Raw genomic sequence first — 24,854 nt, forward strand, 5'->3', positions numbered from 1 at the left:
CAATAAAATGGGGGCTAATGTTAAGGGGGCAGGAACTGAGACCTTGACCATTGTTGGTGTGGAGAGCTTGCATGGGGCAAACCACAATGTTGTGCAAGACCGCATCGAGGCCGGAACCTTTATGATTGGGGCAGCCATGACTGGTGGAGATGTCTTGATCGAAGATGCCATTTGGGAACACAACCGTCCGCTTCTATCTAAGATGCAGGAGATGGGTGTAACGGTAACCGAAGAAGAAAATGGCATTCGGATTCAGTCGGATATCAGTAAGCTCCGTCCAGTGACCGTTAAAACTCTTCCCTACCCAGGATTCCCAACCGATATGCAGGCTCAATTCACAGCCTTGATGGCCATGGCTAAAGGTGAGTCTACCATGATTGAAACGGTCTTTGAGAATCGCTTCCAGCATTTGGAAGAAATGCGTCGGATGGGCGTTCACTCGGATATTATGCGGGATACAGCTCGTATCGTTGGAGGGGAAAGCTTCCAAGGTGCAGAGGTCATGTCGACCGATTTACGAGCAAGTGCAACCTTGGTCTTGATGGGCTTGGTAGCAGAAGGAGAAACAAAGGTCAGCAAATTAAGTCACTTAGACCGTGGTTATTATCAATTCCATGAGAAATTGGTGGCACTTGGTGCAGACGTGAAACGTGTAGAGGAAGAAGACGATGAAAACTAATCTTCGCTATGTTGGAAAACAGCTAGGAATTGTCCTCCTGTTGGCTGTGATTGGAATCATCATTTTTGCAGTTGGTTTGGTCATTGGTTATGGAGTGATTGGAGATGGAAAAAATCCATGGTCCATTCTCTCTCCGGACACTTGGTCAGAGATCATTGGAAAACTAACAGGCAAATAAGTTTTTAACTAAAATTGAGTAAAAAGGAGAGCAGCGAATCGAGTCAGTGACCCATCTAGCGCTGCTCTTTTTTGGAGAGATGTATGGCAAAACAAACAGTAAGCAAACGAACCAAACAAACCCTAGCAGGTTTTGTGGTGGCAACGGCCCTAGCTATTGGGGGCTATTATTTCAATCAACCGACGGTAAAAGAAGCGACAGATCAGGTTGTTTCGGTGGTGACGAGTAGCCAACAAGAAACACCTAGTAAAGAGTTAGCTAGCTCTGTATTAACGAAATCTGCTCGTTCACAATTGGGAAATGACTTGGAATGGAATGGTGCTGGAGCCTTTGTAGTTAAGGGAAATCGCACAGATCTGGATGCCAGCGTGGCTAGTCAACCCTATGCGGATAACAAGACAAAAGAAGTCAATGGAAAGATCGTACCGACCGTTGCGAACGCTATTATGACCAAGGCGACTCGCCAGTACAGAGATCGAGATGCAACAGGAAGTGGCCTAACCGATTGGAAACCAGCAGGTTGGCATCAGGTCCATAATCTGTCCGGTGAGTATGACCATGCTGTGGATCGGGGCCACCTATTGGGCTATGCCTTGATCGGTAATCTCAAAGGCTTTGATGCCTCAACGAGCAATCCCAAAAATATCGCTGTACAAACGGCTTGGTCCAATCAAGCCAATGACCCTCATTCCACTGGTCAAAACTACTACGAGACCCTGGTGCGAAAAGCACTGGATAAGAACAAGCGGATCCGCTATCGGGTGACCTTGATCTACAACCAGCCAGAAGATTTGATTCCTTTGGGGTCTCATATTGAAGCCAAATCAAGTGATGGGACCCTTGAGTTCAATGTCTTTGTTCCCAATGTACAAAGTGGGATTAGCCTGGATTACCAGACAGGAAAAGTAACCGTTCATCAATAAGCTAGAAAGCATGGCTATTTAAGTTATTTTTAAGAATGGGGTGTTACAATTGCATACCTTCTTTAAGAGAAAGGAGAATGTATGAGAACCATTTTTCGATTTTTCAGAGGAATCCTTCGCATGGCTTGGAGTCTTTTTTGGGGATTTTTCTGGACCATTGCCATCAGTTTTCTCGTCCTAGTGGGGATCATCTATTTCACAGATTCTCCTAGTTCTGGTATGGATGGATTTGGACGAGCTGCCCAAAAGGTTGTCTATCAAGTCGGCAATTTATTTGGAGATCAGAGTTTTGCATCGCGCTTTGGGATGGCACCTAGCTCACAGACCACGCAGACGGACAATCATGAGCATAGCGGTGCTCGCTGGGAGAAAGCGGAGGCCACGGTCTACCTGGATCCCAATATCAGTCAAACTTTTGTAAAAGCTTATCGGGATGCTATTGAGGCTTGGAACCAAACAGGCGCCTTTACCTTCAAGTTGGTTACAAATGAAAAAGAGGCTAATGTGGTCTTGACGGAAATGGATAACGCATCGGTTTCTGCAGCAGGAGAGACTGCCTCTCAGACCAACCTATTAACCAACCGCTTCACCCACATCACAGTGCGTCTCAATCGCCATTATCTTTTAAATTATGTCTATAACTATAGTTATGATCGGATTGTCAATACAGCTGAGCATGAGCTAGGCCATGCCATTGGGCTGGACCACACTGATGGAGAATCGGTCATGCAACCAGCTGGCTCCTTCTACAGTATTCAGGATACAGATGTGGAAGCAGTCCGACAATTATACAAGGAAGAATAAGTTTTAAAATACTTTCTAAAAGTTCTGAGCCTCAAGGGGCTCAGGATTTTTTGATGGCTCGTCTTTCCTTGTTTAATCCGTAAAAAGATAGTAAAATAGGGACATGATTATTTTACAAGCCAACAAAATTGAACGCTCTTTTGCAGGGGAGGTTCTTTTTGATAATATCAGCCTGCAAGTGGATGAACGAGACCGGATTGCCCTGGTTGGAAAGAACGGAGCCGGCAAGTCTACGCTCTTAAAAATCTTGGTGGGAGAAGAAGAGCCGACTTCTGGGGAAATCAATAAAAAGCGTGACCTTTCTCTCTCTTATTTAGCCCAGGATAGCCGCTTTGAGTCGTCCAATACCATCTACGATGAGATGCTCCATGTCTTTGACGACCTCCGTAAAACGGAGAAAACTTTGCGGCAGATGGAGCTTGAGATGGGGGAAAAAACTGGGGCTGACTTAGAAAAACTCATGCAGGACTATGACCGTCTCTCGGAAGAATTCCGTCAGGCAGGTGGTTTTACCTATGAGGCAGATATCCGCGCCATTCTCAACGGCTTCAAGTTCGATGAGTCCATGTGGCAGATGAAGATTGAAGAGCTGTCTGGTGGGCAAAATACCCGTCTCGCTCTGGCCAAGATGCTCTTAGAAAAACCAAATCTCTTGGTACTGGACGAGCCAACCAACCACTTGGATATTGAGACCATCGCCTGGTTGGAAAATTACTTGGTTAATTATAGCGGAGCTCTTCTCATTGTCAGCCACGACCGGTATTTCCTGGATAAGGTCGCAACCATTACCTTGGACCTGACCAAGCATTCCTTGGACCGCTATGTCGGTAATTACTCTAGTTTTGTGGAGCAAAAGGAGCAAAAACTGCTGACCGAAGCCAAGAACTACGAGAAGCAACAAAAAGAAATAGCTGCTCTCGAAGACTTTGTTAATCGCAATTTGGTGCGGGCTTCTACTACCAAGCGGGCCCAGTCTCGGCGCAAGCAGTTGGAAAAAATGGAGCGCCTGGACAAGCCAGAAGCTGGGACCAAGTCTGCCCATATGACCTTCCATGCCGATAAGACTTCGGGAAATGTCGTCCTGACAGTAGAAGAGGCAGCCGTCGGCTATGACGATCAAATCCTGTCAGAGCCCATCAATCTGGATATCCGCAAGATGAATGCGGTCGCTATTGTGGGACCAAATGGGATCGGGAAATCGACCTTAATCAAGTCCATCGTCGGACAGATCCCTTTTATCAAGGGTGAAGCTCGTTTTGGGGCCAATGTCGAGGTGGGTTACTATGATCAGACCCAAAGTAAACTAACGCCTCACAACAGTGTCTTGGATGAGCTCTGGAATGACTTTAAACTGACGCCAGAAGTGGAAATTCGCAATCGCCTGGGAGCCTTTCTTTTCTCTGGGGATGATGTCAAGAAAACCGTCGGCATGCTGTCGGGTGGAGAGCGGGCCCGCTTGCTCTTGGCTAAACTATCTATGGAAAATAACAATTTCTTGATTCTCGATGAGCCGACTAACCACTTGGATATCGATAGCAAGGAAGTGCTAGAAAATGCCTTGATTGATTTTGATGGGACCCTGCTCTTTGTCAGCCACGACCGCTACTTTATCAATCGGGTAGCGACCCAAGTCTTAGAACTCTCAGAAGAGGGCTCGACCCTTTATCTGGGAGACTATGATTATTATCTGGAGAAAAAAGCAGAGTTAGAGGCCCTTGCTACAGCGCAAGCAGAAGCTGAGGCCGCTTCTTCAACGGAAGAAGTCACCAGCAATGATTATCACTTGCAAAAGCAAAACCAAAAGGAACTCCGCAAAATCACCCGTCGCATTGAGCAATTGGAAGCAGAGATGGAAGAGCTGGATCAAAAAATCCAAGCCATTACTGAGACCATGCATAGCACCAATGATGCAGCCGACTTAGTTCAACTCCAGAGTGACCTAGACCAACTGACTATTCAACAGGAAGCGGTCATGGAAGAGTGGGCAGAACTGTCAGAGCAGGTGGAATAAATGGAAGATTTAGGCATAGTTTTTCGTGAATTTCGAATCAGTAAAAATTATTCGTAAAAAGAAGCTGCAGGCCACCAATGAAACCGGCGAACTCATGGAGAGCCAGTAGCAAATCGACCAGCTGACCGCCATCCAAGAAGAAGCCATGCTAGATTGGGAAGAACTAGCACAGTAAGTGTAGTTTTCTAATTTGCCTAAGGAGAACATTGTGATGACTGAAAATGATTGGTTTATGAAGCAGATTAAAGGTGTAGCCGACATGATTGGTACAACTTTGCGCCTGCATATTCAGAATTTAGATTTGGGGCAGTACGAGGATGAGGAAGGAAAACTCATCAACGGGAATCACTATCTTCAGCAAGTTTTAGAAGAGCAGCGCTTTGCGGAGGCCATTTCTTTTGTTGAAGAGCAGATGAAACGCCTACCTCTTCATCAGTATGATCTATTGGTTGATTGGCTGATTTCTTACTTAAGACAATTAGATGTTTCCGTTAAAGAAGAACATGGATTCTACGAAGGATACTTGCAAGAGTTAGAAAGGTACTTAAAGGAATTTAAGTGGTAATCAAATGGAAGATTTAGGCAAAGTTTTTCGTGAATTTCGAATCAGTAAAAATTATTCATTGAAAGAAGCTGCAGGAGAAGCTTGCTCGACCTCCCAGTTATCCCGTTTTGAATTGGGGGAGTCGGATCTGGCTACGTCGCGCTTCTTTGAGATATTAGACAATATCCATGTGACTGTTGAGAATTTTATGGATAAGGCCAGAAATTTTCAACACCATGAGCATGTGGCCTTGATGGCTCAGATTATTCCGCTTTACTATGCAAATGATATTGCGGGTTTTCAAAGGCTTCAAGGAGAACAACTTGAAAAGGCTAAACGTTCGACCAATCCCCTTTATTTTGAATTGAACTGGATTTTGTTACAAGGGCTCATTTGCCAGAGAGATGCTAGCTACACGATGAAGCAAAGTGATCTGGACAAGGTGGCGGATTATCTCTTTCAAACGGAAGAATGGACCATGTATGAGTTGATCCTCTTTGGCAATCTCTATAGCTTTTATAATGTGGATTATGTCACTCGGCTTGGTAGAGAAGTGATGGAGCGGGAAGATTTCTACAAGGAAATTGGTCGCCATCGAAAACTGGTCTTGATTCTAGCTCTGAATTGTTACCAGCATTGTCTAGAACATCGTTCTTTCGAAAATGCCAGCTATTTTGAAACCTATGTAAAAAAGATTATCGGGAAGAGCATCAAACTCTACGAACGCAATGTCTTTCATTACCTCAAGGGATTTGCCCTCTATCAGAAGGGGCAAATAGAAGAAGGGAGTCAGCAAATGCAAGAGGCTATGCATATTTTTGATGTGCTAGGTCTTCCAGAGCAGGTAGCTTACTATCAAGAACACTTTGATAAATTTGTAATAGATGAATGTTCCTAAATAGGAGAGAGATAAAGGAGATTTTATGAACCGACATGCGGTCCAATTAATTAGTCGTGGAGCGATTACCAAAATTGGAAATATGCTCTATGATTATGGGAATAGTGTCTGGCTGGCCTCAATGGGGACTATAGGAAAGACGGTATTAGGAATCTATCAGATTTCTGAGTTAGTGACAGGGATCCTCGTGAATCCTTTTGGAGGGGTGATTTCAGACCGTTTTTCTCGTCGCAAGATTTTGATGACGACCGACTTGGTGTGTGGTCTCCTGTGTTTGGCGATTTCTTTTATCAGGAACGATCGTTGGATGATTGCGGCCCTGATTGTTGCCAATATTGTTCAGGCCATTGCCTTTGGTTTTTCTCGACCTGCCAATAAAGCCATTATTACAGAAGTTGTGGAGAAAGAAGAGATTGTAACCTATAATGCGCACTTGGAGCTGGTCTTACAAGTTGTTAGTGTCAGTTCTCCCGTGCTTTCTTTCCTAGTTCTACAATTTGCCAGTCTTCATATGACCCTCTTATTAGATGCCCTGTCCTTTTTCATTGCCTTTGTCCTAGTGGCATTCCTTCCGAAAGAAGAGGCCAAAGTTCAAGAAAAGAAACAGTTCACGGGAAAAGATATTTGTTCGGATATCAAGGATGGATTGCACTATATCTGGCATCAGAAAGAGATTTTCTTTCTCTTGTTGGTGGCTTCCGGCGTTAATTTCTTTTTTGCGGCTTTTGAGTTTTTACTTCCATTTTCCAATCGACTCTACGGGGGCAAGGGGGCTTATGCGACCATCTTAACATTGGGAGCTATTGGATCTATTCTAGGAGCACTTGTTGCCAATAAAATTACATCAAGTATGAAAATTCTCCTGTTTTTACTGATCATGGCAGGTGTAGGAGTGTTCATGATGGGCTTGCCTCTTCCGACTTATCTTTCCTTTTCGGGAAATCTGGTCTGTGAATTTTTTGTGACCATTTTCGACATCCACGTTTTTACTCAAGTTCAAACCAAGGTGGAAGATGATTATCTGGGGAGAGTCTTGAGCACGATTTATACTTTGGCTGTTCTCTTTATGCCCATAGCCAAGGGTTTGATGACTTGGTTGCCAAGCGTCCGCATGGAATCATTTCTTTTTATTGGAGTTGGAGTTATTCTCTTTTCACTCTTGGCTCAGCTAGTAGCTAAGCAACTTCAATCAAAAGAACAGTAGATATCCTTTTATAAAATTGTAATTTATTAATTTTCCCAAATAAGGGACAAAATGAAAACCTCTTTCATGAACTGATACAATAGTTTCAGAAAATGAAGGAGGTTTTTTTATGAATCGACATGCAGTCCAATTAATTGCTCGTGGAGCAATCAATAGAATGGGAAATATGCTCTATGATTATGGGAACAGTGTCTGGCTGGCCTCGATGGGGACTATTGGAAAGACAGTGTTGGGGATTTATCAGATTTCTGAACTCGTCACCTCCATTCTAGTCAATCCATTTGGAGGCGTGATCTCAGACCGTTTTTCCCGTCGCAAGATTTTGATGACGACCGACTTGGTGTGTGGACTCCTTTGTTTGGCGATTTCTTTTATCAGGAACGATCGTTGGATGATTGCGGCCCTGATTGTTGCCAATATTGTCCAGGCCATTGCCTTTGCATTTTCTCGTACGGCCAACAAAGCCATTATCACTGAGGTCGTAGAGAAAGACAAGATTGTGACCTATAATGCCCGCTTGGAGTTGGTCTTACAGGTTGTCGGTGTTAGCTCACCTGTGTTCTCTTTCCTTGTTTTACAATTTGCCAGTCTCCATGCGACCCTCTTACTAGATGCGCTGACCTTTTTCATCGCCTTTGTCCTAGTGGCATCCCTTCCCAAAGAAGAAGCCAAAGTTCAAGAAAAGAAAGGGCTTACGGGAAAAGATATTTTTTCGGATATCAAGGATGGATTGCACTATATCTGGCATCAGAAAGAGATTTTCTTCCTTCTCTTGGTGGCTTCCAGCGTCAATTTCTTTTTTGCAGCTTTTGAGTTTTTACTTCCCTTTTCCAATCGACTCTACGGGGTCAAGGGCGCTTATGCGACCATCTTAACTTTGGGGGCTATTGGCTCCATCATCGGAGCCTTGATTGCTAATAAATTTAAATCAAGCATGGAGATGCTTCTCTTCTTATTGATTTTAACAGGAGTGGGAGTGTTCATGATGGGCTTGCCCCTTCCTCACCTTCTTACCTATTCTGGAAATTTAGTCTGTGAACTCTTTATGACAATTTTCAACATTCATTTTTTTACCCAAGTGCAAACAAAGGTGGAAGGAGACTACCTGGGCCGGGTCTTAAGCACCATTTTTACATTAGCCATTCTCTTTATGCCGGTGGCTAAAGGCTTGATGACCTGGTTACCAAGCGTTCGAGTAGAATCCTTTCTCCTGATTGGAGCAGGCGTCATTCTCTTTTCACTCCTAGCACAAGTAGTCGCCAAGAAAATACAAGCAAAAGAAGGTACATCAGCATAAAAAAAGCACCGATCGGTGCTTTTTTAGTTGTTATTTTTTTCTTCTATTTTAACTTCTTTCTTTTCTTCCTCCAGTTGCTTTTGAGTGCTCTTGAGTTCTTTTTTTAGGGAGAAGCCCTTTGAAAAATTAACCAAGGTCATGACAAATGCACCCAAGAGGACACAGAGCAAGATCAGAATGATCAAGGGCAATTTAAATTGGACCAAGAGGAAATTCACAGTGACTGATTGCATGTTTGCAAGGGAAATACCAGCAATCAATAAAATTAAAAGTAATAAAGCAATGTAGTGTAGATTATTTTTGTTCATCATTATCTCCTTATTGTTCAGTCGGTGCCTTGCTTTTCACATCAGCGTATTCTTCCGGCTGCTCTAGGCTTAGAATCTCCTCATAAGCCGGTAGCGAAAGGTCCGTGCCATATTTATTTTTTAAGGCAGTGCTCACCAAGCGATAGGCCAAATTGGCATTTCGGGACAAGATAGGACCGTGGAAGTAGCTCCCAAAGACGTTCTTGTAATGAACCCCTTCGCAACCATCTTCTTTGTTGTTCCCATTTCCGTAGACGACCTTACCTAGCGGTTTTTCATCCTCAGCCAGGAAGGTCCGACCTTGGTGGTTCTCAAAACCATAATAGGTTTCGTTAAATTCTGCGTTATGGATTTTGATATCACCGATATAGCGGTTGTTGACTTGGTTGAGCGTATAGTGGCCCATAATACCGAGTCCTTCAATGCGTTTGCCAGAAGCTTCAATGTAGTACTGACCCAGAAGCTGAAAGCCACCACAGATAGCAAGGACCACACCATCGTCATGAATGAAGCGTTCAAGATCTTCTTTTTTATCTGGTAGATCTTCTGATACAATGGTCTGTTCGTAGTCTTGTCCGCCACCGAAAAAGGCGATATCATAGGCATCAGGGTCGAACCGGTCTTTGAGAGAGACGATATCCACTGTGACATGGGCTCCAAGTTTTTCAGCAACGTACTTGAGCATGAGGATATTTCCATTGTCTCCGTAGGTATTCATTAAGTTGCCGTAGAGATGGGCAATGCGCAGGCTGTATGGATACTGTGCCTGATCAGAAGATTCTAGAGAAGTATAAGTCATTAGTGCATCTCCTTTTCAATCAGGTGTTCTTGGGCCAAGAGTTCACGGAATTCAAGCATGGCCGTATAAGTGGCTAAGATATAGGCGTGAGGGGTTTCCTGTTGCTGGATGCGTTGGAAGACCTCTTTTAATTCAGCCATTTCTGTGATCTTTTCAGCCGGATAGCCAGTGACCCGAAGTCGCCGAGCAATCTCAGAGTGGCGCACCCCACCAGCATTGATTTCTGGAATATCCATCTGGGTGATTTGCTCAAAATCTGCATCCCAAATCCAGCTCGTGTCGATTCCGTCTGCATAATTCGCATTAAGGAGGACTGATAAGCTAAAGGAATAAGGTGCTAGTTTGATCATTTCAATGGCTTGGGTCGCACCAACTGGATTCTTAATCAGAACCAAGGTACATTCCTTATCCCCAATCTTAAAGGTTTCCTGACGACCAAAGACAGCGCGACTGCGATCAAATCCTTGCTTAATCACTTCAGGTTGAACTCCAAAGAATCCAGCAACGGAAACAGCAGCTAAGGCATTGTAGATGTTGTAGAGACCGCCGATATTGATGTGGTAGTCTTGGCCTTGAATCCGGAATTGGGAAGAGCGCTGGGTTAATGAGAGGAGATCCGATACGGCATAAGTCAGAGGAGGCCTGTGGAAACCACAGTGCTCACAGATATAATCCCCAAGATTTGCATAGGTATTGAGCTTGTACTTGAGGATGTTGTGGCAATGCGGACAGAGGATTCCTTCCGTATTGTAATGAGCTAGTTGTGGCTCTGATTTGTCAGTATCAAATCCATAATATTGGATCGGATTGGATAAGGTCTGACTATTAAAGAGCGGACTATCACCATTTAACAAGACTGTTGCAGTTGGGACCTTGTGAATGGCATCCAAAATCATTTGGTAGGTCGTATAGATCTCTCCATAGCGGTCCATCTGGTCCCGGAAAATATTAGTGATCACAAAAAGGCTGGGCTTAATATAATCACAAATCCGAGAGAGGCTGGCCTCGTCAATTTCAAGTACCGCAATCGGTCGATTTGATTTCGAATGCTTAGCCCGTAAGAAGGTCGTTGTAATCCCAGAGATCATATTGGCCCCACTTGGATTGGTCAAAATAGGTCCAAAAGCTTCTTGGAGAATACCTACTGTTAGCGCAGTGGTCAGGGTTTTTCCATTTGTCCCTGTAATCACAACAATCTCATAGTTTTTTGCCAGTTGACTGAGAATATCTTTATCAAATTTGAGGGCTACTTTACCTGGTAGGGTTGATCCCCGCCCCATCTTTTCTAGAATAGAGCCGGAAAGCTTTCCTGCCAGAAGGCCCAAGGTTGTATTTATCTTCATAAATCATATTTTATCATAAAAAGCATCAGAAGGTTACAGAAAAATCTGTTGAAACGTGTTATAATAAGATGATGTCTTTTAGAGAAGTGGTAGGTATGAGAATATGAATATTCAACAGTTTTCAAATCCACAATTTTGGACCAGTTTGTTCCCAAATTGGTGGAGTGTTATTATCAATATCATCGATATTGCCCTGGTGGCTTGGTTGCTGTATTTTTTGATCAAAGCCATCGTCGGGACCAAGATCATGATTTTGGTGCGTGGGGTCATTATCTTTTTCTTGGCTCAATTTTTAGCCAATTTTTTGGGTTTAACGACTATTTCTTGGCTGATCAATCAAGTGATTACCTATGGGGTTATCGCGCTGGTTGTGATTTTCTCCCCTGAAATTCGGATTGGCTTAGAGCGTTTAGGTCGGGCGACAGAATTTTTTACAACGAGTGAAGTCAGTCAGGAAGAGAAAATGGTACAGGCCTATGTTAAGGCAGTGGCTTATATGAGCCCACGTAAGATTGGTGCTTTGGTAGCTATTCAAGGGGCCAGAACCCTTCAGGAATACATTTCCACAGGGATTCCACTAGATGCGGAAATTTCAGGAGAATTGCTGATTAATATCTTCATTCCTAATACGCCTCTACATGATGGAGCCGTCATTGTCCGTAATGACAAAATTGCCGTTTCATGTGCCTACCTGCCCTTGACAGAAAACACTGGAATTTCAAAAGAGTTTGGAACGCGTCACCGCGCAGCCATTGGTTTATCTGAAGTTTCTGATGCTTTTACCTTCGTGGTATCCGAAGAAACGGGCGGGATCTCTGTGACCTATAATGGAACTTTCCGACACGATTTAACTTTAGAAGAGTTCGAGGCAGAATTGAGATCCTTCTTGGTTCCTGAAGAGAATAAAACGAGTAGTTGGAAAGAGCGTCTATTTGGGAGGGTAACAAAATGAGATCGAAAAAAGAATTTCTTTATGTTTTAGCCTCCGTCCTATTGTCCTTTATCTTGTTTATCAATGCATCTTCCTTTAATTTTCAAAATAATAGTAGCGCTAGACAAGTGAGCTCAGAGACCTATACCAATACCTTGACCAATATTCCAATTGATGCCAAATACAATGACAAGACATATTTTGTCAGTGGGTTGACATCCGAGGTAACAGTCTTTCTAAAGGGTTCAAACCGGGTTGCCCTTGCAAGTGAGATGCAACCGGGAACTCGGAAGTTTCGTGTGGTAGCGGATCTGCGTAAGGTCAAGGAAGGCACCGTCGAAGTTCCGTTGATTGTAGAAGATCTTCCAGCTGGTTTAACAGCAACCGTAGAACCTCAGAAAGTTTCTGTAAAAATCGGTAAGAAAGCGAAAAAATCGTTTGCAGTTAGAGCCACGATCCCGGATAATCAAATTGTGGATGGAATTACGGTAACGGATATTTCTCTTGAAAAAACTAAGGTGGAAGTGACGAGTGATCAAGAAACCTTAAGTCGTATTGATCATGTCCAAGCAGTCTTCCCATCCAGTGAGATCATCAGTGGAAATTATAGCGGAACCATTTCCTTAAATGCAGTGGATGCTCAAGGAAATATTCTACCAGGCTTGGTTAATCCGAGTGAAACACGGATTCAAGTGACCACAAAGAGTAGCTCGTCTACGTCAAGCTCTAGCAGTTCGTCGTCGACCTCTTCCAGTTCAAGTAATTAGAAAGTAAAAAGGTAATCAAAAATGGGTAAATATTTTGGAACGGACGGTGTCCGTGGAGAAGCAAATGTAGAATTAACGCCAGAATTGGCCTTTAAGTTGGGGCGTTTCGGTGGTTATGTGTTGAGCCAACATGAAGAAGAAACACCTTTGGTGTTTGTTGGACGTGATACGCGTATTTCTGGTGAAATGCTGGAGCATGCTTTGATCGCTGGCCTCTTATCAGTTGGGATTCGCGTTTATAAGTTGGGTGTGATTGCAACGCCAGGTGTTGCCTATCTGGTTCGTACGGAAAAAGCCAGCGCCGGCGTTATGATTTCTGCTAGCCACAATCCAGCCTTGGACAATGGAATCAAATTCTTTGGTGGTGATGGTTTCAAATTGGATGATGATCGCGAGCTTGAAATTGAAGCCTTACTTGATGCTGCTGAAGATACCCTTCCACGTCCAAGTGCGCAAGGTTTAGGAACGGTCATGGAATATCCAGAAGGCTTGCGTAAGTATCAAGAATTCCTTGTATCGACAGGTGTCCAACTCGAGGGCATGCACGTGGTCTTAGATACAGCAAATGGTGCAGCCTCTACCAGTGCTCGTCAAATCTTTGCAGATTTAGGAGCTCAATTGACCGTCATCGGTGAAAACCCAGATGGTTTGAACATCAATGATGGGGTTGGCTCTACTCACCCAGAGCACTTGCAAGAGAAAGTGAAAGAAGTAGGCGCAGCGATTGGTCTTGCCTTTGACGGAGATAGTGATCGCTTGATTGCAGTGGATGAAAATGGAGAAATCGTAGACGGGGATAAGATCATGTACATCATCGGTTCGTATCTTTCAAGCAAGGGCTTGCTCGAAAAAAATACGATCGTTACAACCGTCATGTCCAATCTCGGTTTCCACAAGGCATTAGATGCGAAGGGGATTCAAAAAGAAATCACAGCTGTTGGAGACCGTTATGTGGTCGAAGAAATGCGTAAGTCTGGTTACAATCTTGGTGGTGAGCAATCTGGTCATGTAGTCATCATGGATTACAACACGACTGGTGATGGTCAATTAACAGGCGTTCAATTAACCAAAATCATGCAAGAAACCGGTAAGAGATTATCTGAATTGGCTTCAGAAGTAACCATTTACCCACAAAAGCTTGTCAATATCCGGGTTGAAAATAGCATGAAAGACAAAGCAATGGAAGTGCCTGCTATTCGTGAAATCATTGAAAAAATGGAAGCGGAAATGGCAGGAAATGGTCGTATCCTTGTGCGTCCAAGTGGAACCGAACCCCTCCTTCGTGTCATGGCAGAAGCACCAACCCATGAAGAAGTAGACTACTATGTGGATACCATTGCTGCAGTTGTCCAAGCAGAAATTGGTCTTTAAATCTATAAAAATAGCTCGCAAACGGGCGAGCAGAGGAGGAAATTATGAAACAGGTCCGTCAAATTGTATGGTCACTTGTCTTAGTGCTAACGATTCTATTCACAGCTGGTTTGACTAAAACCATTCAGGCCGCAGAAGTTTCGTCTTATACACAGACAGCAAGCTTAACGAAAGATGGCAAACCTTTAACGAATGGCAGCAAGGTGTTGACGAATGAAAAATTGTCAGCAAGCATTTCTTTGACCTTCCCTGATTCGCAAGCCATTCAAGCTGGTGATACTTTAACACTTAGCTTACCAAAAGAATTAACCCTCTACACAGCATTGGAATTCAATGTTCTTGAGGAAGGCCAATCAAATGGTCAAACTGTGGGGAAAGCGGTCGTTGATACAGGTAAGAAAACAGTGACCGTTACCTTTAATGATTATTTCGTATCTCATCCACTTAATAAGCGAGTTGCCTTGCATTTTGATGTAAAAGTAGACTCCGAAGTGGTTACTAAAACATCTCCAATCCAATTTAAACTTGGAAATACGGATTTTTCATTGAATTATGAAAAGACAGATGGGGAAGCTGGAGAATACGAGATGAAATACGGCTACCAAGATAAGTCTGATCCAACCATTGTCAAATGGCGTATTCTCTTAAATGCTCGTCAAGATATCCTCCGTGGAATGGTCATTAAAGACCAATTCGGAGATGGTTTAACATTGGTTGAAGGTAGCTTACGTGCTGTGCGGTATAATCCTGTAGAAGGTGGCATTAAGAATGAAGCGCAGATTTTAAATCTTCCAGTTCTTGATAACTTTACTAAAAAAGCGGTCTTGGAAAAGAATGCAGATGGCAAAATTACTGGCTTTACCATTAATTTTGGAGATAACTACAATTGGCCAATGTATATCGAATATTCGACCAAAGTAGCTCCTGGTACAAAAGTAGGTGATCTTGTTCATAACGCCTTAACATGGACAGCAACCAATTTCCCAGCACCTCGTAGCTTAACCCGCGAAGTGAGATTAGAATCAGGATCTGGCGAAGGATTAGGTGAGAAAGAACAAACCCCACCGACCCCTAGCACAACATACTCATCAAGTTCTAGTTCTTCATCAAGTTCTAGTTCTTCATCAAGTTCTAGTTCTTCATCAAGTTCTAGCTCTTCATCAAGTTCTAGCTCTTCGTCAAGTTCTAGCTCTTCGTCAAGTTCTAGCTCTTCGTCAAGTTCTAGCTCTTCGTCAAGTTCATCGTCTTCATCAAGTTCTAGTTCTTCATCAAATTCATCGTCTTCATCAACCTCATCATCAACTTCTGTCAAAGAAGAAGAAGCACCAAAACCTGGTAAGAAAAAAGTTCTTCCAAGTACAGGTGAGAAGATGACACCGGTTGTTCTTGTCATGGGTATCTTACTGGCGGTTCTTTCTGTTAGTGTTTTACGAGTAAGAAAAGATTCCTAAATCTATCCATAAAGAGGCTGGGACAAAAGTCCTAGCCTCTTAATTGTTTTTGGATTGTCGAGCAAGACGCAGTGGTTGAGTGGGCTCTACTACGCTGATTTCATTAGCTTTTACAGCCCTACTCAACTGTGCGGAGGTGGGAAGACGAAATCGAATTCTAACGAATGACCGATTTCTGTCCCACTCTCTTTTGTGTAGGCTCGATTTGAAAAATCCCCTATTTCGTGGTAAAATAGGGCTAATGAATTTATAGTAATCGAGGTAGTAGCAGTGGCTTTTGGAGATAACGGAAAACGTAAAAAAACAGTATTTGAAATGATTACCATGGTGGTTATTGTGATCATGTTGATTGTCACCGTTGGTGCAATCTTTGCAACCGCAATTGGTGCCCTTTCTTATTAAGGCGCACACAGAAGTAGAGGAAATATTTAATTTATGAGTATGTTTTTAGATACAGCCAAGATTAAGGTCAAGGCTGGAAATGGCGGCGATGGCATGGTGGCCTTTCGCCGTGAAAAATATGTCCCTAATGGCGGACCTTGGGGCGGTGATGGAGGTCGTGGTGGCAATGTCATCTTCGTAGTAGACGAAGGCTTGCGCACCTTGATGGACTTCCGTTATAATCGGCATTTCAAAGCCCAAAATGGGGAAAAAGGAATGACCAAAGGGATGCACGGACGGGGAGCAGAAGATCTCTACGTACGAGTTCCCCAAGGAACGACCGTCCGAGATGCTGAGACTGGCAAGGTCATTACCGACTTGGTTGAAAATGGACAAGAGTATATTGTAGCCCACGGAGGCCGAGGAGGGCGTGGAAATATTCGTTTTGCCACTCCTAAAAATCCAGCACCAGAGATTTCTGAAAATGGAGAGCCTGGTCAGGACCGTGAATTAGAGTTAGAACTGAAGGTCTTGGCAGATGTTGGTTTGGTAGGCTTTCCTTCTGTTGGGAAATCGACCCTTCTCAGTGTCATCACTTCAGCCAAACCAAAAATTGGGGCTTATCATTTCACAACCATCGTTCCAAATTTGGGAATGGTTCGGACTCCGTCTGGGGAATCCTTTGCCGTAGCAGACCTTCCTGGATTGATTGAAGGGGCTAGCCAAGGTGTTGGACTAGGAACCCAGTTCCTTCGTCACATCGAGCGCACTCGAGTTATCTTGCATGTTGTTGATATGTCTGCCAGTGAAGGACGCGACCCTTATGAAGATTATGTTCAAATCAATAAAGAGCTTGAAACCTATAATCTTCGCTTGATGGAACGTCCTCAGATTATCGTGGCGAATAAGATGGACATGCCGGAAAGCCAAGAAAATTTGAAAGAATTCAAGAAGAAATTGGCAGCTAATTACGATGAGTTTGATGAACTGCCACAGATCTTTCCAATCTCTAGTTTGGCTCATCAAGGTTTAGACAATTTGTTGGAAGCAACCGCAGACTTGTTAGACAAAACACCAGAATTCCTCTTGTATTCAGAAGACGACATGGCCCAAGAAGAAGTCTACTATGGCTTTGATGAAGACCAGCCAGCCTTTGACATCAGTCGGGATGACGATGCCGCTTGGGTCTTGTCTGGTGAAAAACTTGAAAAACTCTTTAATATGACGAATTTCGATCGGGATGAAGCGGTTATGAAATTTGCTCGTCAATTGCGTGGAATGGGTGTTGATGAAGCTCTCCGTGCACGTGGGGCAAAAGATGGCGATATCGTCCGGATTGGTAAATTTGAATTTGAGTTTGTAGATTAAGGGTGGTCCCGAGCGGATCAAGGATTCCAAATAAGAAATGAGGCTTTTTCAGTGGGAGATAAACCAATATCTTTTCGAGATGAAAATGGAAATTTTGTTTCAGCAGCCGATGTTTGGAATGCTGAAAAACTAGAAGAACTCTTTAATACGCTAAATCCTAAGCGCAAGTTGCGCCTACAAAGGGAAAAATTAGCAAAAGAAAACCAGCAGAAGTAAATAGACTTGGAGAATACTATGGCAAAAACAATTCATACAGATAAAGCACCTGCAGCAATTGGACCTTATGTTCAAGGGAAAATCGTAGGCAATCTTCTCTTTGCAAGCGGACAAGTTCCCTTGTCACCTGAAACAGGAGAAATTATTGGCGAAACCATCCAAGAACAAACAGAGCAAGTCTTAAAGAATATTGGGGCTATTTTGGAAGAGGCTGGGACAGACTTCGACCACGTGGTGAAAACCACTTGTTTCTTAAGTGATATGAATGACTTTGTACCTTTTAATGAGGTCTATAAAACAGTCTTTACCACAGAGTTTCCAGCTCGATCTGCTGTTGAGGTAGCACGCCTGCCACGTGATGTGAAGGTTGAAATTGAAGTTATTGCGGAAATCAAGGCCTAATAACCATTCAAAGACAAAAAGACAGAGTGGAGAGCAGGAAACTGTAGGCCACTCTGTTTTATTTTGGGAGGAGAAAATGACAGAATGTAAGATTCAACTAGTCATGGTAACAGGGATGAGCGGTGCTGGCAAGACCGTCGCTATTCAATCGTTTGAGGATTTGGGTTACTTTACCATCGATAATATGCCACCGGCGCTCTTGCTGAAATTTATTGAACTCATGCGTCATAGCCCGGATAACAATAAATTAGCCGTTGTTGTGGACATGCGAAGCCGTTCTTTTTTCAATGAAATTCGCACCATTTTGGATGAATTGGACAACCAAGAAGATCTCGATTTCAAGGTCTTGTTCTTGGATGCTACGGATAGTGAGTTGGTAGCACGATACAAGGAAACCCGTCGTAGCCACCCACTAGCGGCAGATGGTCGTGTCTTAGATGGGATTACCCTAGAGCGCGAGCTCTTGTCTCCTTTAAAAAATATCAGTCAAAATGTAGTGGACACGACTGAGTTGACACCTCGTAATCTGAGAAAAACCATCGCAGAACAATTTGCCAGTCAAGATAATCAGCCAGATTTTCGGGTTGAGGTCATGTCATTTGGGTTTAAATATGGCCTTCCGATCGATGCTGACCTTGTGTTTGACGTGCGTTTCCTTCCAAATCCCTACTATAAATTGGAACTTCGGAATTTAACCGGTCAGGATCCAGCAGTCTATGATTATGTCATGGATCACCCTGAATCAGAGGACTTTTACCGTCATCTCCATGACTTGATCGTACCTATTTTACCGTCTTATAAACGGGAAGGTAAATCCGTTCTCACCATCGCTATGGGCTGTACCGGTGGGCAACACCGTTCAGTTGCTTTTGCAGAACGCTTGGCACATGATTTAGAAAAAAATTGGCAGGTCAATTGCAGTCATAGAGATAAAGACAGACGGAAAGAAACGGTGAATCGCTCATGAGAAAACCTAAAGTAACCGTTATTGGAGGAGGAACAGGAATTTCTGTTATCCTCGATAGTCTGAGAAAGAAACCGGTCGATATCACTGCAATTGTAACTGTTGCAGATGATGGTGGGAGTTCAGGTGAATTGCGGAAGAACATCCAAAAATTGACACCACCTGGAGATCTTCGAAATGTGCTGGTTGCTATGTCAGATATGCCTCGTTTTTATGAGAAGGTCTTTCAATACCGCTTTGCGGACGATGATGGCCCTTTGGCCGGTCACCCTTTGGGAAACTTGATCATTGCAGGGATTTCAGAGATGCAAGGCTCGACCTATAATGCCATGCAATTGTTAACCAAGTTCTTTCATACGACCGGCAAGATCTATCCTTCCAGTGATAGTCCCTTGACCCTTCATGCCGTCTTTCAAGATGGAAAAGAAGTGGTAGGAGAAAGCCACATTGCTAACTACACTGGCATGATTGATCATGTCTATGTGACCAATACCTTTGATCAAGAGCGGCCAAAAGCTAGTAAGAAAGTGGTGGAAGCTATTCTTGAAAGTGATATGGTCGTCTTAGGTCCTGGTTCGCTCTTTACCTCGATCCTTCCTAATTTGATGATCGATGAGATTGGGAAAGCCATCCTTGAAACCAAGGCCCAAGTAGCTTATGTTTGTAACATCATGACCCAAAGAGGAGAAACCGAGCATTTCACAGATAGTGACCACGTTGCCGTGCTCCATAAACATTTGGGAGAGAAGTTCATTGATACCGTCCTTGTCAATATCAATCAGGTTCCCGCAGCTTACATGAACAGTAATAAATTTGATGAATACTTGGTGCAGGTAGAGCACGATTTTAAGGGGTTGCACTCGCAAGTTCCCCAAGTGATTTCTTCCGATTTCTTAAAGCTGGTCAACGGGGGAGCTTTTCATGATGGTGAAAAAGTGGTCGAAGAGCTGATGCAGATCGTGCAGGTGAGAAAATGAGTTTTACGGTTCGTGTCAAAGAAGAATTATTGTCTCTCAAGCGATTTGAAAAGAGTGAATTAGCTGCTATTATCAAGATGTCTGGGAGCCTCGGAATTTCAATGGGGGGCTTGACGCTCTCGGTGACGACAGAAAATGCCAAGATTGCTCGCCATATCTATGAGTTGTTGCATCATTTTTATGAGGCCAAATCAGATATTCGTCACCACCAAAAAACCAATTTGAAAAAGAATCGTGTTTACACAGTATTCTTGGATGAAAAGGTAGAAGAAATTTTAGCTGACTTACATTTGGCAGATGCGTTCTTTGGGATTGAAACCGGCATTGATGCTAGTGTTTTAGAGGATGAAGTAGCCAGTCGTGCTTATCTTCGGGGAGCTTTTCTGTCGAGTGGTTCGATAAAAGATCCTGAAAAAGGGAAGTACCAGCTGGAAATTCATTCTGTTTATACAGACCACGCGGAAGGAATTGCCCTTCTCATGCAAGGATTTTTACTAGATGCGAAAACCATCGAGCGGAAAAAAGGAGTGGTAACCTATTTGCAACGAGCGGAAGATATTATTGATTTTCTAATTGTCGTAGAGGCCATGCAAGCCATGCAGGAATTTGAGTCCATCAAGGTCATGAGAGAGACGCGCAATGACCTCAATCGGGCCAATAATGCCGAGATGGCCAATATCCAACGCACGGTCACAGCTAGTATGAAAACCATTAATAATATCAGTAAAATTGTGGATACAGTTGGTCTAGGGAGTTTACCAAGTGACTTGCAAGAAGTTGCCTATATCCGGATGAACCATCCAGATTATTCTATCCAGCAGATCGCTGATAGTTTGCAACAACCTATTTCAAAAAGCGGCGTCAACCACCGTTTGCGTAAGATTAATAAGATCGCAGACGATTTAGACAAATAAAAAAGGCCAAAGGCCTTTTTTATTATAAACTGGTTGAGTGCGTTGGTTGGACTTTCTTATCTGGATAGATGTAGTTAATGGCATTGTTTACAGCTGTTGGAGCTTCCCCCAGACCTGTAGCGATGAGATCGATCTTTCCTTCATAGAAGCAGCAGTCTCCACAAGCATAAATTCCAGGAAGGCTAGTTTCTTGTTTTTGGTTGACCTTGATTTTATGGCGTTGCAATTCTACACCCCATTCTTTCAGGTTTCCAATAGAAGATTTAAAGCCATAATTGACGAATAAGTGATCAATCGGAATGAGTTCGGTTTCATCGGTTTTAACTTTTGTGATTTTAAGTTGAGTGGCATGACCATTTTCGCCAATCAAACGACTAGGAATAAATGGTGTTTTGATGCTAACAGAAGATTGTTTGAGTTCTTCTACACTATGTTCGAGGGCGCGGAAGTTGTCCCGACGGTGAACGATTGTAGTTGGAGCTATCTTTTCAAAAGCAAGAGCCCAGTCTACAGCAGAGTCCCCACCACCAAGGACGGCCACCTGCTGTCCTTCATATTGTTGGATGTTTGATACGTGGTAGTGGACGTTATCAAAGTCTTCAGCTCCCTCAATGTCAAGGGCACGTGGCTTAAAGGCACCACCACCCATAGCAATAATGACTGCTTTAGACTGATGCACTTGGCGAGAAGTAGTGATAGTGAAGAGGTCGCCTTCTTTTCGAATATCCTCTACTGTTTCATTGAGGAAGATCGGTGTGTCAAATCGTTTGACTTGCTCGATCAAGCGGTTGCTCAATTCTTCACCTGTTAAATTGGTAAATCCGGGTACATCGAGGATACTTTTTTCTGGATAGAGAATGGCTGGTTGCCCTCCCAGTTGAGGCAAGGAATCAATCAGTTTGACTTTTACCTGACGTAGATTGCTATAAAAAGCAGCAAATAGACCGACTGGTCCACCCCCAACAATGGTAATATCATAAATTTCTGACATGGTATCTCCTTCATGGTTTTCTTTGTTTCCATTGTATCATAAAAAAAGTGAATTGAAAAAGTGATCATTGAAAAAGAACAGTGGAGGGAAAGAATAGAAAACTGTTAAAAGATCTTGACAGCGCCTTTAAAGTGTGATAAAATGATTAAGATTTTAGGCTTGAAGGGAGTGAAAAACATGTCAAAAACAGTAGTACGTAAGAATGAATCTCTTGACGATGCTCTTCGTCGTTTCAAACGCGCGGTTACTAAAGCTGGTACTCTTCAAGAAACACGCAAACGTGAATTCTATGAAAAACCTTCTGTAAAACGTAAACGTAAATCAGAAGCAGCTCGTAAACGTAAAAAATTCTAATTGAATACAAGAACAGACTTCGGTCTGTTTTTTGTTTTTTTCATCCGTTAAAGACAAAAAAACCGATCTTCTAGCTAGAAGATCGGATCTTTTTATCTGATTATTTGTTTGCAAGCAAGTCGCGGATTTCAGTAAGCAACTCTTCTTGAGTAGGAGCAGGAGCTTCTTCTTCGACAGCTTCTTCTTTTTTACTAAGGTTTTGAGCTTTTTCAGCAGCTTTCACTACGAAGAAAAGAACAGTACCAACAACAAGGAAGTTGATAACAGCGCTCAAGAAGCTACCGTATGCAACACCGTTCCATGACAAATTAGCAATCTTATCAACACCAGCAGCTTTCATAGCTGGTTTCAAAATAAGTGGAGTGATGATATCGTTAACAAGTGATGTTACGATAGCTCCAAATGCAGCTCCGATAACGACTGCTACAGCAAGGTCAACAATATTCCCACGAAGGAGAAAAGCTTTCAAATCTTTTAACATATCCTAAATATGTCCTTTCATAATAATTTTTACTATGATAGTATAACGGAAAAATATTCGACTGACAAGGAATATGCCTCATTTTTTTAAAATTAGTGATAAAGGTTGAAAATCTTTTCTTTTATGTGTGAAATCGGTAGGAAAAAATTTACTTTTACTAACTTTTAGTATAAAATATAAAGTGATAATCTATGGTAAAATGGAGGCACTGTTTATGGTTGATAAAGAGCTAATTGCAGAAATTAAAAACAGTGTAAACATTGTTGAAGTTATTGGAGAAGTTGTTTCTTTGACCAAGGCTGGCCGTAATTTTTTAGGCCTCTGTCCTTTTCATGGTGAAAAGACTCCTTCTTTTAATGTCGTTGAAGACAAGCAGTTTTACCATTGTTTCGGATGTGGTCGCTCGGGAGATGTCTTTAAGTTTATTGAGGAATACCGTGGAGTGGCTTTTATGGATGCGGTCCAGATCGTAGCAGAAAAAGCGGGTATTGCGCTTCAGTACCAAGCAAGGCCGGCTCAACCAACGTCTATCAATCCCAACCAAGAACTTTATGAGATTCATCAGGAAGCCAGTAAGTTCTACCAGGCGATTCTGATGACGACCAAAATGGGGGAAGAAGCACGGAATTATCTGCATGAACGTGGATTGACGGATGAGGTCATCCGACATTTTCAATTGGGCTTAGCCCCAGCAGAAGGGAATTATCTCTATCGCAATCTCTCTGAGAAGTTCTCTGAGAAAGTGATTACCGATTCGGGGTTATTCACAATCTCAGATGCTGGAACAGTTTTTGATGCCTTTCAGGATCGGATTATGTTTCCTTTGACGGATGATAGTGGACGTGTCATTGCTTTTTCTGGTAGACTGTGGAAACTAACGGATGATGGCAGTCATCAAGCCAAGTACAAGAATAGTCGAAGTACCCGTCTATTTAATAAGAGTTATGAACTTTATCATTTGGATCAAGCTAAGACGAGCGCCAAAAAGCAACATGAAATGTATATCATGGAAGGCTTTATGGATGTCATTGCGGCTTATCGAGCTGGGATTGAAAATGCAGTCGCCTCTATGGGGACAGCCTTGACACCAGAGCACGTCCAGCACCTGTCTCATTTTACCAAAAAGGTCATTTTGACCTATGATGGGGATAAGGCGGGACTTGAAGCAACCGCTAAGGCCTTGGATGTCTTGCAGGATCTGGAGTTGGAGATCGTCCGTATCCCTGATCAGATGGATCCCGATGAGTACCTCAAAAAGACCTCCCCAGAAGATCTAGCTTCCCTCTTGAAGAATTCGCGGATCAGTAAGGTTGAATTCTTGATGCACTACTGGAAACCCCAGTATATTGAGAACTTACAGGCACAGATTGAGTTTGTCGAGAAGCTGGCACCGATGATCGCCCAGACGCGCTCCATCACAGCGCAAAACACCTATATTTATAAGTTGGCAGATTTATTGCCAGACTTTGATTATTTGCAGATTGAGCAGATTGTCAATAATTGTCGCTTGCATCAACGGCAAGAAGCGCAAGAAGGTGGGCGAGCTAAAACGTCGAATGTTTCAGTCAATCTCTTGCCCAATCGTGGGATGACACGCTTGATCAAGGCGGAAAATCATTTGTTAAGTAGGATGAAGGATTTTCCAATGGTCCTCAATGATTACCGTTTGCGACCTGATTTTGCCTTTGACACGCCGGAGTTACAGATCTTGTACCAATTGCTCTGTCAAAATGGAGAAGTCACATCTCAGGATCTATCCGAGCAACCAGAAGGGGTCCAGCAGGCCTGGTACCGCATGTTAGAAGAAGATTTACCAGTAGAGATAGCAGATGGTGAGTTAGAAGAAGTAGAAGCGACACGGAATCGTGAGCTTCTTCGCAAAGAAAGTCAACAAATTGGAAATAAAGTGAAGGAAGCTTCCTCTATAGGGGATGCGGAAAAAGCTTTATTGGAACTCGAGCGTTTGATCGCTCAAAAAAGAAGAATGGAGTAGGAATGGCTAAAGAACAAAAAGATATTACAACATTGGATGTTCAAATTGCAGAATTTATCCGTAGTCACAAGAAAAGTGGAACGGCTACAGATGATGAAATTAATGACCAGTTGGTGATTCCTTTCACACTGGATGCAGATGGCATTGATGATCTCTTGCAACGGATTCAGGATGCTGGAATCTCGATTACAGATAAAGACGGAAACCCAAGTGCGCGCGTGTTGACCAATGAAGAAGAGCCGGAGTTGTCAGATGAGGAATTGCTTGGAAGTAACTCAGCCAAGGTCAATGACCCAGTTCGGATG

27 protein-coding genes and 1 pseudogene are annotated in these 24,854 nt (G+C 43.1%); 23 read left to right on the forward strand and 5 right to left on the reverse strand.

Annotated elements, in window-relative coordinates; genetic code table 11:
• The 9 genes and pseudogenes from AB5Y61_RS09705 to AB5Y61_RS09745 form a co-directional block, all read left to right on the forward strand.
• Positions 1 to 679 (forward strand): annotated as a pseudogene (locus AB5Y61_RS09705) (UDP-N-acetylglucosamine 1-carboxyvinyltransferase); the annotation flags it as partial.
• Positions 669 to 857 carry a DNA-directed RNA polymerase subunit beta gene (locus AB5Y61_RS09710; protein WP_003006464.1) on the forward strand — a complete coding sequence of 63 codons (189 nt, stop codon included), beginning with the start codon at positions 669 to 671 and terminating at the stop codon, positions 855 to 857. The pseudogene AB5Y61_RS09705 and the gene AB5Y61_RS09710, both read left to right, overlap by 11 nt.
• 83 nt (positions 858 to 940) lie before the next feature.
• A complete protein-coding gene (locus tag AB5Y61_RS09715; protein ID WP_368404004.1) occupies positions 941 to 1,780 on the forward strand; it encodes a DNA/RNA non-specific endonuclease in 840 nt (279 codons plus the stop codon).
• Between the two features lie 81 nt (positions 1,781 to 1,861).
• The gene (locus tag AB5Y61_RS09720) at positions 1,862 to 2,584 is read left to right on the forward strand and encodes a M57 family metalloprotease (RefSeq protein ID WP_155168950.1); all 723 of its coding nucleotides are present in this window, start codon (positions 1,862 to 1,864) and stop codon (positions 2,582 to 2,584) included.
• Between the two features lie 103 nt (positions 2,585 to 2,687).
• Entirely contained in the window at positions 2,688 to 4,595 is a 1,908-nt protein-coding gene (locus AB5Y61_RS09725) for an ABC-F family ATP-binding cassette domain-containing protein (protein WP_368404005.1), read from the forward strand.
• Positions 4,596 to 4,806: 211 nt separating this feature from the next.
• Positions 4,807 to 5,160: a hypothetical protein gene (locus tag AB5Y61_RS09730; RefSeq protein ID WP_302991094.1), complete on the forward strand. Its 354-nt coding sequence runs from the start codon at positions 4,807 to 4,809 to the stop codon at positions 5,158 to 5,160.
• A gap of 4 nt (positions 5,161 to 5,164) precedes the next feature.
• A complete protein-coding gene (locus AB5Y61_RS09735) occupies positions 5,165 to 6,037 on the forward strand; it encodes an XRE/MutR family transcriptional regulator (protein WP_368404006.1) in 873 nt (290 codons plus the stop codon).
• A gap of 25 nt (positions 6,038 to 6,062) precedes the next feature.
• Positions 6,063 to 7,241, forward strand: a complete 1,179-nt coding sequence (locus AB5Y61_RS09740) for an MFS transporter (protein ID WP_368404007.1) — start codon at positions 6,063 to 6,065, stop codon at positions 7,239 to 7,241.
• A gap of 109 nt (positions 7,242 to 7,350) precedes the next feature.
• The gene (locus AB5Y61_RS09745; protein ID WP_368404008.1) at positions 7,351 to 8,538 is read left to right on the forward strand and encodes an MFS transporter; all 1,188 of its coding nucleotides are present in this window, start codon (positions 7,351 to 7,353) and stop codon (positions 8,536 to 8,538) included.
• A gap of 23 nt (positions 8,539 to 8,561) precedes the next feature.
• On the opposite strand, the gene AB5Y61_RS09750 is transcribed toward AB5Y61_RS09745, so the two are convergent.
• From AB5Y61_RS09750 to murT, 3 genes are read right to left on the reverse strand one after another with little or no spacing between them, the layout of a single operon-like run.
• On the reverse strand, positions 8,562 to 8,846 hold the full coding sequence (locus tag AB5Y61_RS09750; protein WP_024056107.1) for a lipopolysaccharide assembly protein LapA domain-containing protein: 285 nt from the start codon (positions 8,844 to 8,846) through the stop codon (positions 8,562 to 8,564).
• Positions 8,847 to 8,856: 10 nt separating this feature from the next.
• Complete coding sequence (gene gatD, locus AB5Y61_RS09755; protein WP_368404009.1) at positions 8,857 to 9,645, reverse strand: lipid II isoglutaminyl synthase subunit GatD; 789 nt, start codon at positions 9,643 to 9,645, stop codon at positions 8,857 to 8,859.
• Positions 9,645 to 10,988: a lipid II isoglutaminyl synthase subunit MurT gene (murT, locus tag AB5Y61_RS09760; protein ID WP_368404010.1), complete on the reverse strand. Its 1,344-nt coding sequence runs from the start codon at positions 10,986 to 10,988 to the stop codon at positions 9,645 to 9,647. Before murT ends, gatD begins: the two co-directional genes overlap by 1 nt.
• A 103-nt stretch (positions 10,989 to 11,091) precedes the next feature.
• Between murT and cdaA the strand changes: the two genes are divergently transcribed.
• From cdaA to whiA, 11 genes are all read left to right on the forward strand, one after another.
• Positions 11,092 to 11,940, forward strand: coding sequence for a diadenylate cyclase CdaA (gene cdaA, locus AB5Y61_RS09765; protein ID WP_049490565.1), 849 nt, complete (start codon positions 11,092 to 11,094; stop codon positions 11,938 to 11,940).
• Complete coding sequence (locus tag AB5Y61_RS09770; protein WP_368404011.1) at positions 11,937 to 12,686, forward strand: YbbR-like domain-containing protein; 750 nt, start codon at positions 11,937 to 11,939, stop codon at positions 12,684 to 12,686. The genes cdaA and AB5Y61_RS09770 overlap by 4 nt, the downstream gene beginning before the upstream one ends.
• A gap of 21 nt (positions 12,687 to 12,707) precedes the next feature.
• A complete protein-coding gene (glmM, locus tag AB5Y61_RS09775) occupies positions 12,708 to 14,057 on the forward strand; it encodes a phosphoglucosamine mutase (RefSeq protein ID WP_368404012.1) in 1,350 nt (449 codons plus the stop codon).
• Positions 14,058 to 14,101: 44 nt separating this feature from the next.
• Entirely contained in the window at positions 14,102 to 15,508 is a 1,407-nt protein-coding gene (locus AB5Y61_RS09780) for an Ig-like domain-containing protein (RefSeq protein WP_368404013.1), read from the forward strand.
• Between the two features lie 270 nt (positions 15,509 to 15,778).
• On the forward strand, positions 15,779 to 15,910 hold the full coding sequence (locus AB5Y61_RS09785) for a DUF4044 domain-containing protein (protein WP_368404014.1): 132 nt from the start codon (positions 15,779 to 15,781) through the stop codon (positions 15,908 to 15,910).
• A 33-nt stretch (positions 15,911 to 15,943) separates the two neighbouring features.
• Positions 15,944 to 17,257, forward strand: a complete 1,314-nt coding sequence (obgE, locus tag AB5Y61_RS09790; RefSeq protein WP_368404015.1) for a GTPase ObgE — start codon at positions 15,944 to 15,946, stop codon at positions 17,255 to 17,257.
• Between the two features lie 51 nt (positions 17,258 to 17,308).
• The gene (locus tag AB5Y61_RS09795; protein ID WP_003006512.1) at positions 17,309 to 17,473 is read left to right on the forward strand and encodes a hypothetical protein; all 165 of its coding nucleotides are present in this window, start codon (positions 17,309 to 17,311) and stop codon (positions 17,471 to 17,473) included.
• 18 nt (positions 17,474 to 17,491) lie between these two features.
• Entirely contained in the window at positions 17,492 to 17,875 is a 384-nt protein-coding gene (locus AB5Y61_RS09800; RefSeq protein WP_003006514.1) for a RidA family protein, read from the forward strand.
• Positions 17,876 to 17,951: 76 nt separating this feature from the next.
• Positions 17,952 to 18,842 (forward strand): RNase adapter RapZ, encoded by an 891-nt coding sequence (rapZ, locus tag AB5Y61_RS09805; RefSeq protein WP_368404016.1) that lies wholly within the window; start codon positions 17,952 to 17,954, stop codon positions 18,840 to 18,842.
• The gene (locus AB5Y61_RS09810) at positions 18,839 to 19,816 is read left to right on the forward strand and encodes a YvcK family protein (protein ID WP_003017791.1); all 978 of its coding nucleotides are present in this window, start codon (positions 18,839 to 18,841) and stop codon (positions 19,814 to 19,816) included. Before rapZ ends, AB5Y61_RS09810 begins: the two co-directional genes overlap by 4 nt.
• Positions 19,813 to 20,730, forward strand: coding sequence for a DNA-binding protein WhiA (whiA, locus tag AB5Y61_RS09815; protein ID WP_003006525.1), 918 nt, complete (start codon positions 19,813 to 19,815; stop codon positions 20,728 to 20,730). The genes AB5Y61_RS09810 and whiA overlap by 4 nt, the downstream gene beginning before the upstream one ends.
• A 22-nt stretch (positions 20,731 to 20,752) precedes the next feature.
• Here whiA and AB5Y61_RS09820 read toward each other — a convergent pair whose 3' ends face one another.
• Positions 20,753 to 21,721 (reverse strand): NAD(P)/FAD-dependent oxidoreductase, encoded by a 969-nt coding sequence (locus AB5Y61_RS09820; protein ID WP_368404017.1) that lies wholly within the window; start codon positions 21,719 to 21,721, stop codon positions 20,753 to 20,755.
• 177 nt (positions 21,722 to 21,898) lie between these two features.
• On the opposite strand from AB5Y61_RS09820, the gene rpsU reads away from it, so the two are divergent.
• The gene (gene rpsU / locus AB5Y61_RS09825) at positions 21,899 to 22,075 is read left to right on the forward strand and encodes a 30S ribosomal protein S21 (RefSeq protein WP_000048054.1); all 177 of its coding nucleotides are present in this window, start codon (positions 21,899 to 21,901) and stop codon (positions 22,073 to 22,075) included.
• Positions 22,076 to 22,175: 100 nt separating this feature from the next.
• Here the strand turns inward: rpsU and mscL are convergent, their stop codons facing one another.
• Positions 22,176 to 22,556 (reverse strand): large conductance mechanosensitive channel protein MscL, encoded by a 381-nt coding sequence (gene mscL, locus AB5Y61_RS09830; protein ID WP_368404018.1) that lies wholly within the window; start codon positions 22,554 to 22,556, stop codon positions 22,176 to 22,178.
• Between the two features lie 214 nt (positions 22,557 to 22,770).
• Here mscL and dnaG point away from each other — a divergent pair, with 214 nt between their 5' ends.
• Positions 22,771 to 24,549, forward strand: a complete 1,779-nt coding sequence (dnaG, locus tag AB5Y61_RS09835; RefSeq protein ID WP_368404019.1) for a DNA primase — start codon at positions 22,771 to 22,773, stop codon at positions 24,547 to 24,549.
• A gap of 2 nt (positions 24,550 to 24,551) precedes the next feature.
• A partial coding sequence (locus AB5Y61_RS09840) for an RNA polymerase sigma factor region1.1 domain-containing protein (RefSeq protein WP_368404020.1) occupies positions 24,552 to 24,854 on the forward strand: 303 nt, incomplete at its 3' end.

This window comes from Streptococcus parasanguinis, from assembly GCF_040908565.1.
Taxonomy (GTDB): domain Bacteria; phylum Bacillota; class Bacilli; order Lactobacillales; family Streptococcaceae; genus Streptococcus; species Streptococcus parasanguinis_AC.

What these genes read in the sequence shown, in the direction of transcription:
- AB5Y61_RS09745 (WP_368404008.1), top strand. Translation starts at nt 7,351, where the DNA reads ATGAATCGACATGCAGTCCAATTAATTGCTCGTGGAGCAATCAATAGA.
- AB5Y61_RS09735 (WP_368404006.1), top strand. Translation starts at nt 5,165, where the DNA reads ATGGAAGATTTAGGCAAAGTTTTTCGTGAATTTCGAATCAGTAAAAAT.
- mscL (WP_368404018.1), bottom strand. Translation starts at nt 22,556, where the DNA reads ATGTTAAAAGATTTGAAAGCTTTTCTCCTTCGTGGGAATATTGTTGAC.
- obgE (WP_368404015.1), top strand. Translation starts at nt 15,944, where the DNA reads ATGAGTATGTTTTTAGATACAGCCAAGATTAAGGTCAAGGCTGGAAAT.
- AB5Y61_RS09730 (WP_302991094.1), top strand. Translation starts at nt 4,807, where the DNA reads ATGACTGAAAATGATTGGTTTATGAAGCAGATTAAAGGTGTAGCCGAC.
- AB5Y61_RS09710 (WP_003006464.1), top strand. Translation starts at nt 669, where the DNA reads ATGAAAACTAATCTTCGCTATGTTGGAAAACAGCTAGGAATTGTCCTC.
- AB5Y61_RS09770 (WP_368404011.1), top strand. Translation starts at nt 11,937, where the DNA reads ATGAGATCGAAAAAAGAATTTCTTTATGTTTTAGCCTCCGTCCTATTG.
- cdaA (WP_049490565.1), top strand. Translation starts at nt 11,092, where the DNA reads ATGAATATTCAACAGTTTTCAAATCCACAATTTTGGACCAGTTTGTTC.
- dnaG (WP_368404019.1), top strand. Translation starts at nt 22,771, where the DNA reads ATGGTTGATAAAGAGCTAATTGCAGAAATTAAAAACAGTGTAAACATT.
- AB5Y61_RS09720 (WP_155168950.1), top strand. Translation starts at nt 1,862, where the DNA reads ATGAGAACCATTTTTCGATTTTTCAGAGGAATCCTTCGCATGGCTTGG.
- gatD (WP_368404009.1), bottom strand. Translation starts at nt 9,645, where the DNA reads ATGACTTATACTTCTCTAGAATCTTCTGATCAGGCACAGTATCCATAC.
- whiA (WP_003006525.1), top strand. Translation starts at nt 19,813, where the DNA reads ATGAGTTTTACGGTTCGTGTCAAAGAAGAATTATTGTCTCTCAAGCGA.
- glmM (WP_368404012.1), top strand. Translation starts at nt 12,708, where the DNA reads ATGGGTAAATATTTTGGAACGGACGGTGTCCGTGGAGAAGCAAATGTA.
- AB5Y61_RS09820 (WP_368404017.1), bottom strand. Translation starts at nt 21,721, where the DNA reads ATGTCAGAAATTTATGATATTACCATTGTTGGGGGTGGACCAGTCGGT.
- AB5Y61_RS09715 (WP_368404004.1), top strand. Translation starts at nt 941, where the DNA reads ATGGCAAAACAAACAGTAAGCAAACGAACCAAACAAACCCTAGCAGGT.
- AB5Y61_RS09780 (WP_368404013.1), top strand. Translation starts at nt 14,102, where the DNA reads ATGAAACAGGTCCGTCAAATTGTATGGTCACTTGTCTTAGTGCTAACG.
- AB5Y61_RS09810 (WP_003017791.1), top strand. Translation starts at nt 18,839, where the DNA reads ATGAGAAAACCTAAAGTAACCGTTATTGGAGGAGGAACAGGAATTTCT.
- AB5Y61_RS09740 (WP_368404007.1), top strand. Translation starts at nt 6,063, where the DNA reads ATGAACCGACATGCGGTCCAATTAATTAGTCGTGGAGCGATTACCAAA.
- rpsU (WP_000048054.1), top strand. Translation starts at nt 21,899, where the DNA reads ATGTCAAAAACAGTAGTACGTAAGAATGAATCTCTTGACGATGCTCTT.
- AB5Y61_RS09750 (WP_024056107.1), bottom strand. Translation starts at nt 8,846, where the DNA reads ATGAACAAAAATAATCTACACTACATTGCTTTATTACTTTTAATTTTA.
- AB5Y61_RS09725 (WP_368404005.1), top strand. Translation starts at nt 2,688, where the DNA reads ATGATTATTTTACAAGCCAACAAAATTGAACGCTCTTTTGCAGGGGAG.
- rapZ (WP_368404016.1), top strand. Translation starts at nt 17,952, where the DNA reads ATGACAGAATGTAAGATTCAACTAGTCATGGTAACAGGGATGAGCGGT.
- AB5Y61_RS09800 (WP_003006514.1), top strand. Translation starts at nt 17,492, where the DNA reads ATGGCAAAAACAATTCATACAGATAAAGCACCTGCAGCAATTGGACCT.
- murT (WP_368404010.1), bottom strand. Translation starts at nt 10,988, where the DNA reads ATGAAGATAAATACAACCTTGGGCCTTCTGGCAGGAAAGCTTTCCGGC.